This window comes from Brotonthovivens ammoniilytica (genome assembly GCF_025566885.1).
GTDB classification, from domain to species: Bacteria; Bacillota; Clostridia; order Lachnospirales; family Lachnospiraceae; genus Brotonthovivens; species Brotonthovivens ammoniilytica.
Genome location: NZ_JAOQJQ010000001.1, coordinates 244,900 through 261,731 on the forward strand (window position 1 = coordinate 244,900; position 16,832 = coordinate 261,731).

The 16,832-nt window shown below is 42.1% G+C and carries 16 protein-coding genes and 1 other annotated feature; of the genes, 14 read left to right on the forward strand and 2 right to left on the reverse strand.

Annotated elements, in window-relative coordinates:
* Nucleotides 1-108: 108 nt before the first annotated feature.
* A complete protein-coding gene (sigG, locus tag OCV88_RS01120; RefSeq protein ID WP_158423812.1) occupies nucleotides 109-891 on the reverse strand; it encodes an RNA polymerase sporulation sigma factor SigG in 783 nt (260 codons plus the stop codon).
* Between the two features lie 175 nt (nucleotides 892-1,066).
* Here sigG and argS point away from each other — a divergent pair, with 175 nt between their 5' ends.
* Complete coding sequence (argS, locus tag OCV88_RS01125) at nucleotides 1,067-2,833, forward strand: arginine--tRNA ligase (RefSeq protein WP_158423813.1); 1,767 nt, start codon at nucleotides 1,067-1,069, stop codon at nucleotides 2,831-2,833.
* A gap of 78 nt (nucleotides 2,834-2,911) precedes the next feature.
* Here argS and OCV88_RS01130 read toward each other — a convergent pair whose 3' ends face one another.
* A complete protein-coding gene (locus tag OCV88_RS01130; protein WP_158423814.1) occupies nucleotides 2,912-3,550 on the reverse strand; it encodes a lactate utilization protein in 639 nt (212 codons plus the stop codon).
* A gap of 102 nt (nucleotides 3,551-3,652) precedes the next feature.
* Here OCV88_RS01130 and OCV88_RS01135 point away from each other — a divergent pair, with 102 nt between their 5' ends.
* From OCV88_RS01135 to OCV88_RS01195, 13 genes are all read left to right on the forward strand, one after another.
* The gene (locus OCV88_RS01135; RefSeq protein ID WP_158423815.1) at nucleotides 3,653-5,386 is read left to right on the forward strand and encodes an ABC transporter ATP-binding protein; all 1,734 of its coding nucleotides are present in this window, start codon (nucleotides 3,653-3,655) and stop codon (nucleotides 5,384-5,386) included.
* Between the two features lie 31 nt (nucleotides 5,387-5,417).
* Nucleotides 5,418-6,305: a DUF2156 domain-containing protein gene (locus OCV88_RS01140; RefSeq protein ID WP_158423816.1), complete on the forward strand. Its 888-nt coding sequence runs from the start codon at nucleotides 5,418-5,420 to the stop codon at nucleotides 6,303-6,305.
* A gap of 147 nt (nucleotides 6,306-6,452) precedes the next feature.
* Complete coding sequence (locus tag OCV88_RS01145; protein ID WP_158423817.1) at nucleotides 6,453-7,538, forward strand: CobW family GTP-binding protein; 1,086 nt, start codon at nucleotides 6,453-6,455, stop codon at nucleotides 7,536-7,538.
* 34 nt (nucleotides 7,539-7,572) lie between these two features.
* Entirely contained in the window at nucleotides 7,573-8,517 is a 945-nt protein-coding gene (locus OCV88_RS01150) for a TIGR03943 family putative permease subunit (protein WP_158423818.1), read from the forward strand.
* A gap of 69 nt (nucleotides 8,518-8,586) precedes the next feature.
* Nucleotides 8,587-8,835, forward strand: a binding site (T-box leader).
* Between the two features lie 167 nt (nucleotides 8,836-9,002).
* Nucleotides 9,003-10,052 (forward strand): ABC transporter substrate-binding protein, encoded by a 1,050-nt coding sequence (locus OCV88_RS01155; protein ID WP_158423819.1) that lies wholly within the window; start codon nucleotides 9,003-9,005, stop codon nucleotides 10,050-10,052.
* A gap of 85 nt (nucleotides 10,053-10,137) precedes the next feature.
* Nucleotides 10,138-11,067, forward strand: coding sequence for an ABC transporter permease (locus OCV88_RS01160; RefSeq protein ID WP_158423820.1), 930 nt, complete (start codon nucleotides 10,138-10,140; stop codon nucleotides 11,065-11,067).
* Nucleotide 11,068: 1 nt separating this feature from the next.
* Nucleotides 11,069-11,878 (forward strand): ABC transporter ATP-binding protein, encoded by an 810-nt coding sequence (locus OCV88_RS01165; protein WP_158423821.1) that lies wholly within the window; start codon nucleotides 11,069-11,071, stop codon nucleotides 11,876-11,878.
* A gap of 428 nt (nucleotides 11,879-12,306) precedes the next feature.
* Nucleotides 12,307-12,657: a cupin domain-containing protein gene (locus tag OCV88_RS01170; protein ID WP_158423822.1), complete on the forward strand. Its 351-nt coding sequence runs from the start codon at nucleotides 12,307-12,309 to the stop codon at nucleotides 12,655-12,657.
* A gap of 69 nt (nucleotides 12,658-12,726) precedes the next feature.
* On the forward strand, nucleotides 12,727-13,521 hold the full coding sequence (locus OCV88_RS01175) for an SDR family NAD(P)-dependent oxidoreductase (RefSeq protein ID WP_158423823.1): 795 nt from the start codon (nucleotides 12,727-12,729) through the stop codon (nucleotides 13,519-13,521).
* Between the two features lie 38 nt (nucleotides 13,522-13,559).
* Nucleotides 13,560-14,507: a 3-hydroxyacyl-CoA dehydrogenase family protein gene (locus OCV88_RS01180; RefSeq protein WP_158423824.1), complete on the forward strand. Its 948-nt coding sequence runs from the start codon at nucleotides 13,560-13,562 to the stop codon at nucleotides 14,505-14,507.
* A gap of 89 nt (nucleotides 14,508-14,596) precedes the next feature.
* Nucleotides 14,597-15,565, forward strand: coding sequence for a cyclase family protein (locus OCV88_RS01185; protein ID WP_158423825.1), 969 nt, complete (start codon nucleotides 14,597-14,599; stop codon nucleotides 15,563-15,565).
* 168 nt (nucleotides 15,566-15,733) lie between these two features.
* A complete protein-coding gene (locus tag OCV88_RS01190) occupies nucleotides 15,734-16,582 on the forward strand; it encodes a beta-keto acid cleavage family enzyme (protein ID WP_158423826.1) in 849 nt (282 codons plus the stop codon).
* A 22-nt stretch (nucleotides 16,583-16,604) separates the two neighbouring features.
* Nucleotides 16,605-16,793: an excinuclease ATPase subunit gene (locus OCV88_RS01195; protein ID WP_158423827.1), complete on the forward strand. Its 189-nt coding sequence runs from the start codon at nucleotides 16,605-16,607 to the stop codon at nucleotides 16,791-16,793.
* Nucleotides 16,794-16,832: the final 39 nt, after the last annotated feature.

A 16,832-nucleotide genomic window follows, 5' to 3' on the forward strand; every position in this document is an offset into this window, starting at 1 on the left:
AGGGAATTTCACAGGTGTTTTTTACTCTACAGGAAAGACTGTGTTGTAATAAAGCTGAAAAGTACCGATTCCTATAGTGCAAAATATAACAATAGAAAATGTCATTCCTTATCTTACTGACAGAAACTGCTTCATGTTTTTTAGAGCGGCTTTTTCTAGGCGGCTGACCTGGGCCTGGGAGATGTGGATTTCATTTGCTACTTCCATCTGTGTTTTGCCCTCAAAAAAACGCAGGCGGATAATCCGGTTTTCACGTTCGTTTAAGCGCTTCATAGCGTCGGAAAGAGAAAGCTCCTCTACCCATTTTTCTTCCTTGTTTTTCTTATCGCTGATCTGGTCCATCACGTAGAGTGTATCCCCGCCGTCTGTATAGATGGGATCATACAGGCTGACAGGACTTTGTATGGCGTCTAGGGCAAAGACAATGTCTTCTTCCGGAATACCGATTTCTTCTGCGATTTCTGAAAGTGTGGGATCCTGGTTGTTTTTCCGGGTCATAAGCTCCTGGGCATGTATAGCCTTGTATGCGGTATCACGCATAGAGCGGCTGACCCTGACACTGTTGTTGTCCCGCAGATACCGGCGGATTTCCCCGATAATCATGGGAACCGCATAGGTTGAGAATTTAACATTCATGGTAGGATCAAAGTTATCAATAGATTTGATCAAACCGATACATCCGATTTGAAACAAATCGTCAACGTTTTCATTGCTTCCTGCAAAGCGGCGGATAACGCTTAAAACAAGACGCAGGTTTCCTTTGATGTATTCTTCGCGTGCTGCTTTATCTCCTTCCTGAATCCGCTGAAAGAGGGATGCTTTTTCTTCTTCTTTCAGTATGGGAAGTGTGGATGTATTTACTCCGCAGATTTCTACCTTATAAGCGGCCATATAAATTTAATACCTCCAGATGAGTTGTTAATAAGAGAATGCACGTTTTTGGTGGAATCTATTCACGCCGGAAGCAAAAATTATTTGACAAAATATGTGGAGAGGGGATGAAAGGCTTGCGCCCTCTGAAAAAAAGCATTATACTAAAAAAAGTTGTGACAGAAAGGAAAGACAGATGAAAAAAATCCTTGATTTGATAACAGAAGAAGTGACAAAGGCTTTCAAAGAAGCCGGCTATGAAGAAAAATACGGAAAAGTGACCTTGTCTAACCGGCCAGATCTGTGTGAGTTTCAGTGTAATGGAGCAATGGCGGCGGCAAAACAGTATAAGATGGCACCCTTTATGATTGCGGACGCAGTTGCCGCAAAGCTTTGCGGACATTCCATGTTTTCTGCTGCAGATTCTGTAAAACCCGGATTTTTAAACCTGAAATTAAGGGAAGAGTATCTGGCAGAGTATTTGAATCAGATGCAGAAGGAGAGCAGATACGGAACAGAGCAGGCACAGCATCCGCAGACGATTATGATTGATTACGGCGGACCAAATGTGGCCAAGCCGCTGCATGTGGGACATCTGCGGTCTGCGGTGATTGGAGAGTCCATCAAACGTATCGGAACATATATGGGGCATCATATGATTGGCGATGTGCATCTTGGAGACTGGGGGCTGCAGATGGGGCTGATTATTACAGAGCTTAAGCTGCGAAGACCGGATCTTGTTTATTTTGATGAAAGCTTTGGGGGGGAATATCCCAAAGAAGCTCCCTTTACAATTTCTGAGCTGGAGGAGATTTATCCTACTGCAAGCAGGAAATCAAAAGAAGATGAGTCATATAAAGAAGCGGCAATGCAGGCGACCTTTGAGCTGCAGCATGGCAGAGCGGGATACCAGGCGCTGCTTTCCCATATTCTCAATGTTTCCGTTACGGATTTAAAGAAAAATTATGAACATCTGAATGTTTCTTTTGAGCTGTGGAAAGGGGAGTCAGACGCCCAGCCATTTATTCCTGATATGGTAGATAAGATGAAAAAAGACGGGTTTGCCTATATCAGTGACGGTGCCCTTGTAGTAGATGTGAAAGAAGAGACAGATACAAAGGAAATACCGCCGTGTATGATTTTAAAATCAGATGGGGCTTCCTTGTACAATACGACCGATCTGGCTACCATTGTCTGGAGAATGCGGGACTATCATCCGGACCAGATTATATATGTGGTGGACAAGCGCCAGGAACTCTATTTCACACAGGTGTTTCGATGCGCCAGGAAAACAGGTCTGGTGAAGGATGATACAAAACTGACCTTTATCGGTTTTGGAACTATGAACGGGAAAGACGGAAAACCTTTTAAAACCCGGGAGGGCGGTGTGATGCGCCTGGAAAAGCTGGTGCATGATATCAATGAGCAGATGTATCAGAAAATCAAAGATAATCAGTCCATGTCTGAGGACGAAGCTCAAAAGACTGCAGAAGTGGTAGCGCTTTCTGCTATTAAGTATGGAGATCTTTCTAATCAGGCTTCCAAAGATTATATTTTTGATATTGACCGTTTTACATCTTTTGAGGGGAATACCGGGCCATACATTCTGTACACAATTGTACGGATGAAATCTATTTTAAATAAATACCAGGAAAGCGGAAAATCCGCTTCCGGAAAGCAGATTCTGGCTGCAAAGTCTGAAAGTGAAAAGGGACTAATGCTGGAGCTTGCAAGATTTAACGGTGTGATGGAAAATGCTTTCCAGGAACTTGCGCCTCACAAAGTATGTTCTTATATTTATGATCTGGCAAATGCGCTGAACCATTTTTATCATGAGACTAAGATTATGACAGAAGAAGATGCTGACATACAGGCAGGATATATTAAATTGCTGGAGCTTACCAAAGGGATTTTAGAAACCTGTATTGACGTACTGGGATTTTCGGCTCCGGACCGGATGTAGAGAAGATCAGGACGGCTCCTTATTAGTTTTTGCATAAAAAAGAATCTCGCATGCGAGATTCTTTTTTACTCTTTAACATTAATACCCAAGCTCTTCTCCAACCAGAATTACTTTGATACGTCCCACAATTCCGCTTCTGCGGGTAATGACTGTCTGGCTGCAGATGGAGTCATCACCGAGACAGTTTCCGCAGATGCCTGTGACAGAACAGGGAGTTTTTTTGTTCAGCCGGATGCAGTTGGGTGAGGAAGCGGTTCCACGGACGCGTTTCACAGCGCTGTGTACATCGGGAGTAACTTTGTTCATGCCTGCAATGATAATAACATTTTTGGGACCGTAGATCAAAGCAGATACCCGGTTGCCGCTTCCGTCTATGTTTATCAGTTCGCCGTCCATGGTGATGGCATTCGTGCTCATAAAGAAATAATCACTGAAAAATGCATGGCGCTGTAGATCCAGCATTTCTTCCGGATTTTTTCCGGTTTCCCGGTCAATAAATTTAATATCCGGATCAGCTCTTAAGGCATCCATAAGACCGATCTGGTTTAGCGTCATGGAACCGCCGGAAGATGCACAGTCACCGGGAGAAAGAAAGCTTAAGGCTTTTTTTAGGGCTTCCTGGCGGGTTTTGCAGTAAAAACCTTCCATGCGGCGTTTCTGCAGATTTTTAATAATGGTATCGGCAGCCCTTTCAAAATAAATAAGTTTTGGATCCATGTAAATAACCTCCTTTTTGTACTGAAACCATCTTAACATAAATGAGAAAAGGTTTCAAAATGATCTGTGATACCATTAGATATTTAACTGAGGTGAAAAATAATGATAAAGAATCTGAAAAAAATGTTTTCTTATTACAGGCCCTATAAAGGAATTTTCTGGGCCGATATGATATTTGCCCTGGGAGCGGCGGCAGTATCTTTGGTGATTCCGCTGCTGGTGCGGTATATTACCTCTGATGTTGTTTACCGTGGGGTGAAAGATGCGCTGGATACTATTATTCAGCTTGGAATTTTTATGCTGGTTTTAATTGCCATTCAGGCATTCTGCAATTTTTTTATTACCAATTACGGTCATGTGATGGGGGCAAAGATCGAGTATGATATGCGGGCGGAAATTTTTTCTCATTATCAAAAACTTTCTTTTCGCTTTTATGATGATCAGAAGGTAGGTCAGCTGATGTCTAGAATTACTTCGGATTTGTTTGACATCAGTGAACTGCTGCATCATGGCCCTGAAAATATTGTAATCTCCATAATAAAACTGGCGGGAGCGTTTGTAATTATGCTTACTATAAGCCCCAGGCTTACGCTGGCAGCTTTTGCCTTAGTTCCTGTGATGTTGATCTATGCCTTTTTGTTTAATATCCGTATGAAACGGGCGTTTAAGGAAAACAGAGTAAAAATTGCCGAGATTAACGGTCAGATAGAAGATAATCTTTCGGGAATCCGTGTTGTAAAATCCTTTGCCAATGAAGAAGTAGAGCGAAAAAAATTTAAGAAGGGCAATGATGGTTTTCTGACAGCCAAGAAAAACAGTTACCGGTATATGGGCGGTTATCACGCCGGATTGAATGCATTTACCATGGCAATCACTGTAGTTGTGATTATGTCAGGGGGCGTTATGATTACCCGGGGAAGCTGTCAGGTAACCGATCTGATTGCCTTTCTTTTATATATCAATGTATTTACCGAGCCGGTAAAAACGCTGATTGATTTTACGGAACAGTTTCAAAACGGATATTCGGGATTTGAGCGTTTTTTAGAAATTCTTGCCATAGAACCGGATATACAGGATCGAAAAGGTGCCAAAGAGCTGACTGCGGTTCGGGGAGATATTACATTTGAGAATGTTTCCTTTCATTATGCCGGCCATGACCAGCAGGTATTGAATCATGTGTCTTTAGATGTGAAGGCGGGTGAGTATATTGCGCTGGTGGGTCCGTCAGGAGCAGGAAAAACCACCCTTTGCAGCCTGATTCCAAGATTTTATGAAGCGAATGAGGGGAATATTAAAATAGATGGTCGGGATATACGGGAACTGAAACTGAAAAGCTTAAGAAGTCATATCGGAATTGTACAGCAGGATGTATATTTGTTTGCAGGCAGCATATTGGATAATATCCGTTATGGAAAGCCGGAGGCATCCGAGGCAGAGGTTATTGCCGCCGCGAAAAATGCAAATGCTCATGAATTTATTATGGGACTTCCCGACGGATATGATACAGATATCGGGCAGCGGGGGGTGAAGCTTTCCGGAGGACAAAAACAGCGCCTGTCCATTGCCAGAGTGTTTTTAAAAAATCCGCCCATACTAATTTTTGATGAGGCGACATCTGCACTTGACAACGAGAGTGAAAAAGTGGTACAGGATTCCTTAGAGCATCTTGCCAGAAACAGGACTACTTTCGTAATAGCCCATCGCCTGTCTACCATCAGGAATGCGAAACGGATTCTTGTGCTGACGGAGAATGGAATTGAAGAGAGTGGAAATCATGAAACACTGATGAAGCAGGATGGTGTTTACAAAAAATTGTATACCATGCAGTTTCAGTAAACAAAATACAAAAGGGAAAGAGAAAAATCGTATGGAATTGAAGAAAGTAGAATTAAGTGACAGAGATCTGATGAATCAGTATCTGAATTTGAAACAGGATAAATGCTGTGATATGTCTTTTGCAGATATTTATCTTTGGAGCAGGAAGTATAAAGTCGGCTATACATTTCTAGAGGGCTGTCTTGTCTTTGGAGACCCGGGAGAGGACTTTAGCTATGCCTTTCCTTTTGGAACCGATGAAAACAGAAAAAAAGCCGTGGAAGCATTAGAGGCAGAGGCAAAAGCAGAGCAGAAGCCTTTCCGTCTGCATCTTGTGACGCCTAGTGATTTTGAAAAGCTAAACAGCTGGTTTCCGGGACGTTATAAGATTGCCTATGACAGAGATATGGCGGATTACGTTTATGAAACAGAAAAGCTTGCCAGTCTGTCGGGAAAAAAATATCACGGTAAAAAAAATCACGTAAACAAATTTAAAAAGCTGTATCCGGACTGGAGCTATGAAGCAATTACAGATAATAACGTGGAAGAATGTTTTCAGATGGCTTTGAAATGGCGCCATATCAATGAATGTGATCTGGATGATGAAAAAAGGGATGAGATGTGTGTGACCCTTAATGCACTGCGGCTGATGAATGAACTAAAGCTTACCGGGGGATTGATTCGTGCCGACGGAGAGGTAGTAGCTTTTTGCATTGGGGAAGAGTTAAATCCGGATATGTATGTGGTTCATATTGAGAAGGCATTTCCAGATGTTCCGGGAGCATATCCCATGATTAATCAGCAGTTTGTACTGCATGAGGCAATGAATTATCCATATGTGAACCGGGAAGAGGATACCGGTGCAGAAGGACTGCGGCGGGCAAAGGAATCCTATCATCCTGTATTTCTGATGGAAAAAGGGGTAGTAACTCTCGCATAGAAATAATTGCAGCGGCAATAAGAAACAGATTTAGGCGGCAGAATCCCCGGGCTGCTTGACATTTTATGCAGGGGGGATTACTCTACTGTGTAAAAGCAGAAGACAGCGGTGGATTTTATGAGCTGATACAAGAAAGGAGAAATCAACATGACAAAAATAGATATTATTTCCGGATTTTTAGGAGCAGGAAAAACAACTTTTATTAAAAAGATGCTGGAAGAGGTATTCAAGGATGAAAAGGTAGTTCTTGTTGAAAATGAATATGGTGAAGTAGGAATCGACGGCGGATTTTTAAAAGATGCCGGAATCGAAATCAAGGAATTAAACTCAGGCTGTATCTGCTGTACGCTGGTAGGGGATTTCAGCAGAAGCTTAAATGAAGTGATTGAAACCTATCATCCGGACCGGATTTTGATAGAACCCTCCGGCGTTGGAAAACTGTCTGATGTGCTCACCTCTGTACAGGAAATGGAAAAAACCCACGACGTAAAAGTAAATGCAGTTGTGACAGTTGCCAATGTTTTAAAGGTTTCTAAACAGATGCGGGCTTTTGGAGAATTTTTCAAAAATCAGGTGGAGCATGCAGCAGTCATTGTATTGAGCCGTACACAGAATGCGGATCCAAAGAAGCTTGAGGCAAGTGTCCGGGAGCTTCAGGCTGTAAATAAAAAGGCTGCAATTATTACAACTCCCTGGGATGATATCAGTGGTGAACAGATATTAAAGGTGATTGAACAACAGGATGATCTGCTGGAGGAAATGTTAAAAGAGGCGGAGCACGCACAGGAATGCGGATGTGGTCATCATGATCACGACCATCACCATCACCATGACCATGACCATGACCATGACCATCATCATGACCATGATCATGACCATGATCATGACCATCACCATGATCACGACCATCATCATGACCACGATCATCATCATGGCCATGATCACCATCATGCAGATGAAGTTTTCACCAGCTGGGGAAAAGAAACTCCTCACAAATATACAAAAGAAACGATAGAGAACATTTTGAATACACTTAGTGATACAGAAGATTATGGTGTGATACTCCGGGCGAAAGGAATGGTTCCGGCAGAGGATGGAACTTGGATTTATTTTGATATGGTACCGGGGGAAGTAGAGATCCGTCAGGGAGAGCCGGATTATACCGGCCGTCTGTGCGTTATTGGAACAGATGTAAAAGAAGAAGACCTTGGCAGACTGTTTGGCATTGAATAACGAAACAGAAGAAACAATGCAGAGAGGGAAAGATATGGAGATTCCAGTATATTTATTTACCGGATTTATGGATAGCGGGAAGACGTCTCTGATTATGGAAACCCTGCTGGAAAATGATTTTGGCACAGGGAATCGTAATCTGATTATAGCCTGTGAAGATGGTGAAACGGAATACGATGAAGAAAAGCTTGCCGAAATTCAGACTACAGTAGTTGCGGCAGGGGAAGAAGAGACTTTTACGAAAGCGTATTTGCAGGCCTGTGATACGGAATTTAAACCGGATCAGGTGTTTATTGAATACAATGGCACCTGGGATTCTGCGACGATTCTGGAAATGGATCTTCCGAAAGACTGGGTATTGGTACAGTCTCTTGCCACAGTAGATGCATCTACCTATGAAATGTATTTAAATAATATGCGCCCCATGATGATGGAACAGGTATTTCATACTGATGTGGTTATTTTTAACCGGTGCACGGATGATACGCCAAAGGGCAAGTTCCGCCGGAGCGTAAAGGCAGTAAACAGGAAAGCCCAGATTGTTTATGAGCGGGAGGACGGAACCGTTGATCAAAATGATATGGAGGAACTTCCCTATGATATCAACCAGGATTTCATTCACATAACAGATGAGGATTATGGCATCTTCTATCTGGATGTGCAGGATCATCCTCAAAAATATGAAGGCAAAACGATCCGGTTTCTAGGGCTTGTATACCGGCCTGACAAATATGGGAGGAAGCCGTTTTTTGTACCCGGCCGTTTCGCAATGACCTGCTGCGAGGAGGATATCCAGTTTGTAGGATTTAAGTGTAAATATGAAAATGCAAAAGAAATTTCTCACAAATCCTGGGTAGATTTAACTGCAGAAGTGCATTATGAATTTGCGAAAGAGTACCGTGGAAAGGGGCCTGTGCTGTATGCTAAAGAAGTAAAGCTGACACAGGCGCCCCAGGAAGAACTGGTTTACTTTAACTAAACCGGAAATGAAAAATAAAAAACAGGGTTGACAAATCTGAAAAAAAGGATTATCTTAAATAGCACATAGAACAAACCGTTGAGAAAGAGTAGTAAGCTTCTTAGCTGAAATCACAGAGAGCTGCAGGTGGTGGGATTGCAGTATGGATGCATTAGCTGAATGGACTTTTGAGGGCAGTGCCGAATGCCGCAGGCAGTAGGTGTTGCCGGGAACCGAACCCGTTATCAATCCGGCATGTATGATAGTACATGAGAGAGAGGACAACTTTGTCAATTTGAGTGGTACCGCGATAATAAGTATTTTATTACCGTCTCAAGCATTATGCTTGAGGCGGTTTTTTTATACACCAGGAAATTTCATTTCCTGGTGTATGAAAAAAACCGCGAGGAAGCGCATTGGCGCGAAAATATGGCGGTCCCTTGATAAACACTGACTCAACATACTTTGTTCTGTAATTTTAAGAAGAAAGAAAAGAGGAAAAGAAGATGAAAAAAAGAATTTTAGCATGTGTATTAACAGGATTAGCTGCTGCAGCAGCTCTTACAGGATGCCAGGGCGCATCTGACAACAAAGGAAATACCTCTGCTTCCAATGAAGGAAGTAAAGTATATAAGGTAGGAATTGTGCAGTATGTGGATGATGCATCTTTAAATCAGATTGTAGCATCTGTGCAGGATGAATTGGATGCTAAAGGGAAAGAACTTGGGGTGACATTTGATTACGGTGATTACACTTATAACGGCCAGGCTGACGCCACTGTGATGAATCAGATTGCTTCCGATCTGGAAGCTGAAGATGTGGACGCTGTTGTACCGGTTGCTACTCCGGTAGCAATGGTAATTCAGGCATCCACAGCGGAATCGCAGACACCGGTTGTCTTCTCTGCTGTTTCTGATCCGGTAAGCGCCGGGCTGGTGGAAAGTATGGAAAAACCCGGAAGCAATATTACGGGAACGTCAGATGCCCTGGATACAGAGGCTATTTTGAATCTGATGCTGGCGGCAGACCCTGATATTAAAACGGTAGGACTTTTATATGACAAAGGCCAGGATTCTTCTCTGGTTCCAATCAAGGAAGCAAAAGAATATTTGGATGAGAAAGGCATTAAATATATAGAAAAAACCGGTAATACCACAGATGAAATTTCTCTTGGGGCAGATGCATTGATTGCAGCCGGATGTGAAGCAGTATTTACCCCTACAGATAATACGGTTATGACTGCACAGCTGGCGATTTTTGAAAAATTCCAGGAAGCGAAAGTTCCCCAGTACTGCGGTGCCGATTCCTTTGCTTTAAACGGCGCCTTCTGTGGATATGGAGTAAATTATGAAGAGCTTGGAAAAGCAACGGCAGATATGGTAGTGGATATTCTTGTAAATGGAAAGAATCCGTCAGAGATGCCGGTTCAGACACTAGACAATGGTATCGCTACAATTAATACAGATACCGCAGAAGCTATTGGACTGGATTACAGTAAGTTTAAAGATATGTGTGAGGCGGTAAAGGAAACTGTTACAGCAGAAGAGTTTGAATAATACAAACAGGGGGCGCGGTAAAGGGCGCTCCCGTTTGCGGCTTTTTGCCGGAAGGTCTGAGAACTGAGAGGAGAGAGTATAAGTTATGTTATCATCTATATTTACAGTGTCCCTGGCCCAGAGCGCCATTGAGCTGGGATGTATTTACGGGCTTGTAGCCCTGGCGCTGTTTGTATCTTTTTCTATATTAAATATTGCGGATTTGTCTACAGATGGCTGTTTTACATTGGGATGCGCGGTTTGTGCTATTGTAACTTTAAATGGGCATCCGATTCTGGGACTGTTTGCGGCTATGGGGGCCGGGATTCTTTCTGGCTATATTACGGCATTTCTGCAGACAAGACTGGGGGTTCAGTCGATTCTGGCGGGAATTATTGTCAACACCGGATTGTACACAATTAATATTGCTGTCATGGGATTTGCATCCAATGTCAATTTATTTGCAAGTAATACGATCTTTAAAGGAGCAAAAAAGGTGTTTGATTCTGACTGGACAGAACTGATGGTGATTTTGCTTATCGTTATTGTAATTGCCCTGATTCTGATCTGGTTTTTAGGTACAAGACTGGGGCTTTCCATCCGGGCAACCGGTGATAATGAATTTATGATCCGGGCCTCCTCCATTAGTTCTGTATTTACCATTACAGTAGGACTTTGCATTGCCAATGCCATGACCGGACTTTCCGGCGGGCTTTTAGCTCAGTATCAGAAATCCTGCGACATCAATATCGGAACTGGCCAGGTAACCATTGCACTGGCCAGCCTGATAATCGGGGAGACTCTGGTGGGAAAAGGAAAAATCGGAAAGCGGGTGTTTGGCGTGATTTTAGGCAGCTGTCTGTACCGGTTTATTGTGGCAATTGCGCTGCGGCTGAATGTTCCGGCGGAGTGTTTAAAGCTTGTATCGGCAATTATTGTAGCGGTGGCCATTTCCCTTCCGTATTTAAAACAGAAAGCGGCTTTTTTGAAAGTAAAACGGGCAGCCATAAAAAAAAGAAAAAGGGGGATGGTATAACATGTTGGAATTGCTTGATGTTTCAAAAACCTTTTATCCGGGTACAGTAAATGAAAAGAAAGCATTGAATCAGATAAATCTGAAAATGGAAAGCGGTGATTTTGCTACTATAATAGGTAGTAACGGAGCCGGAAAATCTACAATGTTTAACGCCATCTGCGGAACTTTTTATGTAGATGAAGGAAGCGTATTGCTGGACGGTGAAGATATTACTTATGTAAAAGAACACCACAGAAGCAAATATATCGGCCATCTGTTTCAGGATCCCATGAAAGGAACCGCTCCTCATATGAGTATTGAAGAAAATCTGGCCTTGGCATATCTGCGTGCGTCTTCCGTTGGAGGGAAGTTTTTTGGCAGGATATCAAAACGGGAAAAAGAGATGTTTCGGGAAAAGCTCTCACTTCTTGATATGGGGCTGGAAGACCGGATGAAAAATCCCGTGGGGCTGCTGTCCGGAGGGCAGAGACAGGCACTGACATTATTAATGGCTACTGTAGTGACACCTAAAATTCTGCTGCTGGATGAGCACACGGCAGCTCTAGATCCGGGAACAGCTAAAAAAGTGCTGGAACTGACAAAACGGATCGTAAAGGAAAATAAAATTACCTGCCTGATGATTACCCACAATATGCAGTCCGCACTAGAGCTTGGAAACCGTACATTAATGATGGATTCCGGAAATATCATTTTAGATGTACGAGGAGAGGAGCGGGATAAAATGACTGTAGATGATATGCTTGATAAATTCCGGGAGGGGATTGGAAAGCAGTTTGACAATGACAGGATTCTGCTGTCAAAAGTTGAATAGATTTTTAATTTTTAGAAGTATACTAAAAAAGAATTATAGCATGTAATTCTGTACATGAAAAGATGGGGCTATCCATTAACCGATGGCCCTCTTTTTGTTTTATAAAGGCATGGAGAATGTGTGACAAAAGAAACCGGAAAAACATAGAAAAAGATACTTAGTTTCTATTTCGGAAAGTTAAAATACAAATTATACAAAATAGACAAAAAAAGAACGTTTAATTTTTGACAGATAGCAAAAAAAATAGTAAAAAATGTATAAAATTCACAAAAAATTAAATAAATGGGAGAGTTACCAAAAGGTTCCTAGATAACATTATTGTATGTATTGCATAAAAACGGAAATTCTTCTATACTAAAGATAACGAATTTTGCTAAATGATTTGGCAGAATTCAAATAGTATCGAATACCGAAAGGAGATAGTAATTATGGTAAAGAATTCATTTGAAACCGCAACAGTTTATGAGGCACCAGGACATCATGGAGTTGTTTTAAGAAGATTCCACGGTAAAGAAGAGACAGGCGCAGAGAAATTCTGGGTAGGTCTTTCTCACTTTGAGCCACACGGCGGTGCAGGCTGGGGCTATAAAGATAATGGTTGTGAAAAAGTTTATTTTATGCTTCAGGGCCAGATGACTGTAAAAGACAGAGAAGGCAATGAATGGAAATTAAATCCGGGTGATTCTTTCTCTATGGGACCTTATGAAGAGCGTTATTTCGAAAATGAAACAGATTATCCTGTATTCGTACTTGTAATTATTACATATCCAGGAGTTTAATAGGAGCTTTTTAGATCATCAGACACATCCCTGCCGGAGGTTTGGCAGCAATTCAGGAGGATTTTAAAAATGGTTAGTGTAAAAAAAGATTTTGTTGATAATATGTTTTCCGTAAAAGGAAAAGTTGCTTTAGTAACAGGCGCTACAGGAGCACTTGGTAAAGTTCTTGCAAAAGCATATGGTTATGCAGGAGCAAAAGTTTTCATGACAGGACGTAACGATGCTAAATTAAAAGCACTGGAAGATGAATTCAAAGCAGAAGATATCGAATGTGCATACTGTGTAGCTGATCCTGCAAAAGAAGAAGATGTTGATGCGCTTGTAAAAGCATGCGTTGAAAAATACGGTGAAGTTAATATCCTTGCAGTTTGCCACGGATTCAACAAACCACAGAACATTCTTGAGCAGTCTGTTGCAGACTGGCAGTATATCATGGATGCTGATTGTAAATCTGTTTACATCGTATGTAAATATGTTTCACAGCAGATGGTTGACCAGGGTAAAGGCGGTAAAATCGTTGTTGTTACATCTCAGCGTTCCAAACGCGGCATGGCAGGATATACAGGATACTGTACATCTAAAGGCGGCGCTGATCTGATGGTTTCTAGTATGGCATGCGACTTAAGTGCGCAGTACGGAATCAACGTTAACTCTATCTGCCCGACTGTATTCCGCAGCGAATTAACAGAGTGGATGTTTGATCCTGAATCAGCTGTATACCAGAACTTCATGAAACGTGAGCCTATCGGACGTCTGGCTGAGCCGGAAGATTTCGTAGGTTATGCTATCTTCTTATCTTCTGACGCTTCTAATTATATTACAGGCGCTAACTGTGACTGCAGCGGCGGCTACCTGACCTGCTAATATCAGATGATTGTCAGTTAAGTTAGGAGAAATAAAAGATGCGTGATATAAAAAGATTTTTAGTTTGCGGCGGCGGAATGATGGGCAGCGCTATCGCTCAGATTCTCGCAGGACTTGACGGAGCAGAGGTTACCGTTTATGACGTGTTCCCTGTTGATGTGGAGGCAAAAGTCCGCAATAACATGAAATTATTAGTAGAAAAAGGTGTTGTTACAGAGGCAGAAGTAGACAGCATTGTTTCTAAAATCAGTTTTACACAGGACATGCACAGCGACGGCGTGAAAAATGCACAGTTTGTTGTTGAATGCGTTCTAGAAGAAATGGAAATGAAACAGAATCTGTTTGCACAGCTGGAAGAAGTAGTGGCAGAAGATGCTATTTTCTGTACCAATACTTCTGTAATGAGCCCTACAGAAATTGCTTCAAAATGTAAACATAAAGAGAGACTCTGCGGTACTCATTTCTGGAATCCGGCTTTCCTGATTCCGTTGGTAGAGGTTGTTAAAACTCCTGATACAACAGAGGAAGTTGCACAGACCGTTATGGACGTGCTTACAGCAGCTGGCAAGAAGCCGGTTCTCTGCAAAAAAGACGTTCCCGGATTTATTGCAAACAGAATGCAGCATGCGTTGTGGCGTGAAGCGATCTCAATTGTTGAGCGCGGTATTGCTGATGCAAAAACAGTGGATGATGCCTGCAAATACAGCTTCGGTTTAAGACTTCCTTATCTGCCGCCATTGGTAAATTCCGATATGGTAAGTACACAGCTTACATATAATATTCACAGCTATGTGCTGCAGGATCTGGAAGACAGACATGATGCATCTCCACTTCTGAAAGAAATGATTGATGCCGGTAAAATGGGATTCCGTGCAGAAGCAGTAGACGGCGTTCACGAAGGCTTTATGAAGTATACAGATGAAGAAATTTCTGAGATTAATAATGGCCTGAATGAATATCTGATCAAAATGCTTTACGGTAAATAAATGACGTTCATGACATCGGGAGCACTTGACGGCTCCCGATGAGTGAAATATATCACTATTAATTTAAATAGTATGGAGGAATGATAAAAATGGGAAAAATATTTGTTGACTTAACACATCCTTTCAGCGCTGAGATTCCACGTTGGCCTTACTTTGACAAACCATTAATTGACAGTAAACACTCTATGGCAAAAGGCGGTGTTTTAACACAGTATATCGGTTGTACAATGCATACAGGTACACACTGTGACGCACCACGTCACGTTATGGAACGTGAATTTGACGGCAAAAGAGCCCGTTATACTCATGAAATGCCAGTTGATGCATATACAGGCGATGCAGTCTGCCTGGAAATCAATGTTGAGCGCTGGGGTCTGATCACAGCTGAACATCTTGAAGATGCATGCAAACGTGCAAACATCAAACCAGAAGAATTAGAAGGAATGGTTGTATGCCTTAACACAGGTATGCATCGTAAATTTGACGACTCTAAAGAATATTATCATTACTCCTGTGGTACAGGTGTTGAAGCAGGCCAGTGGTTTGTAGATCACAAAGTTAAATGTGTAGCTATGGATATGCAGGCTCTTGATCATCCGCTTCATACAGCTATGGGCAACAATGGTATGACAAGAATGAACTTACTTGGAGCTTCCGGAAGACCTATTACTCAGGAATACATCGAGCAGTTCGGTGAAGAAGCTTATGCTGAATTCGATAAAGAATTATATATCAAACTTCACGGACAGGAAGCATACGACAAAAAATTCGGTGCTTTAGAAGAGATCGGATGCTGGGGAACATGGGAACCATGCCACAAAACATTACTTGGACACGGCATCGTTGGTGTTGAAAACCTTGGTGGTGATCTGGATAAGGTTTCCGGCAAACGTTTCAGATTCTACTGCTTCCCACTCAGATGGTACATGGGTGACGGATCTATGGCTCGCTGCGTAGCAGAAATTGATGAAGCAGACGTGAATGATGTTCCGGAAAGAACATATATGTACTGTGGAACAGGATGCCAGGATAGAGATAATTACGGATTCACAAACTAATTGTTGTTGAACCGCTGAAATTCAGACACAAGACAGACCGTTGCGTCACTGCAGCGGTCTTCTTTGTGAGTTGTCAGGATAAAACTTGACAAGCATACTCGAAATGGAATAAAATTCAAGAGTAGAGGTTTGTAACTTAATTTTAAATAAGAAATGAGGGAATGAAAAATGGCAAAGAAAACAATTATTACAGCCGCTGTAACAGGCGCATGGCCAAAAAAAGAAAATAATCCAAATGTACCTATGACTCCGGCAGAGATTGCAGATGATGTATATGCATGCTGGAAAGCAGGCGCTGCAATTGCTCATCTTCATATGAGAGATGATGAAGGCAATGGAACAATGGATACAGCTAAATTCGAAGAAACAGTAAACCTGATCCATACAAAATATCCGGACTGCGATATTATCTTAAACCTGACAACATCCGGAGATATTCATGCAGATGATGAACTTCGTGTTGCTCATGTTAAAAAATTAAAACCGGAAATGGCTTCCTACGACTGTGGTTCTATGAACTGGTTACACAGCAGCTTATTCTTAAATACACCGAAATTCTTAACAGACTGCGGATTATTATTCCAGGAGACAAATACAAAACCGGAAATCGAAGCATTCGATCCGGGTATGATTGGAAATGCAGCTTACTACCTGAAAAAAGGCGTGTTAAAAGCTCCTCTTCACTTCCAGTTCTGCATGGGATGTGCAAATGGTATCCCTGGAACAATGAAAAATCTGATCTTCATGAAAGAGACAGCTGAAGAATTAATCGGCAAAGGCAACTTTACATGGTCCTGCTTCGGTGTTGGACACAGTGCACTGGAAATGTTATACGGCGCAGTAGCATTAGGCGGAAATATCCGTGTAGGTATGGAAGATAATGTTATGTATGCAAAAGGACAGCTTGCAGAAAGCAATGTTCAGTTTGTAGAGAGAGCTGCCCGGGTAATCAGAGAATTCGGCAACGAAGTTGCTACACCTGCAGAAGCACGTGAAATCTTAGGCTTAACAAAATAATCAGGCTTAAGGAGGACCGCGTATGAGCTGGGGCGCTTTATATATGTATTACCACTGTCCGAAATGCGGTATGAAATTTGAGTATGCCACGGATTTAATGGTAGAGTTTGGTGATCAGTTCGGATATTGCCCGGAATGTAAAGTGATGGGTGTGTATGAAAAAGAAGGTGCACGTACTCTGGATGACGCTGAATATTTTGAAGTAGAATAAACTTTGATTTGATCTAAGGATGATCTTGATTGCAGTTAT

Bases quoted from the DNA above. Each gene is read 5' to 3' on its own strand.
- OCV88_RS01140 (WP_158423816.1), top strand. From the start codon at position 5,418: ATGGAATTGAAGAAAGTAGAATTAAGTGACAGAGATCTGATGAATCAG.
- argS (WP_158423813.1), top strand. From the start codon at position 1,067: ATGAAAAAAATCCTTGATTTGATAACAGAAGAAGTGACAAAGGCTTTC.
- OCV88_RS01145 (WP_158423817.1), top strand. From the start codon at position 6,453: ATGACAAAAATAGATATTATTTCCGGATTTTTAGGAGCAGGAAAAACA.
- OCV88_RS01135 (WP_158423815.1), top strand. From the start codon at position 3,653: ATGATAAAGAATCTGAAAAAAATGTTTTCTTATTACAGGCCCTATAAA.
- OCV88_RS01130 (WP_158423814.1), bottom strand. From the start codon at position 3,550: ATGGATCCAAAACTTATTTATTTTGAAAGGGCTGCCGATACCATTATT.
- OCV88_RS01175 (WP_158423823.1), top strand. From the start codon at position 12,727: ATGGTTAGTGTAAAAAAAGATTTTGTTGATAATATGTTTTCCGTAAAA.
- OCV88_RS01170 (WP_158423822.1), top strand. From the start codon at position 12,307: ATGGTAAAGAATTCATTTGAAACCGCAACAGTTTATGAGGCACCAGGA.
- OCV88_RS01190 (WP_158423826.1), top strand. From the start codon at position 15,734: ATGGCAAAGAAAACAATTATTACAGCCGCTGTAACAGGCGCATGGCCA.
- OCV88_RS01180 (WP_158423824.1), top strand. From the start codon at position 13,560: ATGCGTGATATAAAAAGATTTTTAGTTTGCGGCGGCGGAATGATGGGC.
- OCV88_RS01155 (WP_158423819.1), top strand. From the start codon at position 9,003: ATGAAAAAAAGAATTTTAGCATGTGTATTAACAGGATTAGCTGCTGCA.
- OCV88_RS01150 (WP_158423818.1), top strand. From the start codon at position 7,573: ATGGAGATTCCAGTATATTTATTTACCGGATTTATGGATAGCGGGAAG.
- OCV88_RS01185 (WP_158423825.1), top strand. From the start codon at position 14,597: ATGGGAAAAATATTTGTTGACTTAACACATCCTTTCAGCGCTGAGATT.
- OCV88_RS01195 (WP_158423827.1), top strand. From the start codon at position 16,605: ATGAGCTGGGGCGCTTTATATATGTATTACCACTGTCCGAAATGCGGT.
- OCV88_RS01165 (WP_158423821.1), top strand. From the start codon at position 11,069: ATGTTGGAATTGCTTGATGTTTCAAAAACCTTTTATCCGGGTACAGTA.
- sigG (WP_158423812.1), bottom strand. From the start codon at position 891: ATGGCCGCTTATAAGGTAGAAATCTGCGGAGTAAATACATCCACACTT.
- OCV88_RS01160 (WP_158423820.1), top strand. From the start codon at position 10,138: ATGTTATCATCTATATTTACAGTGTCCCTGGCCCAGAGCGCCATTGAG.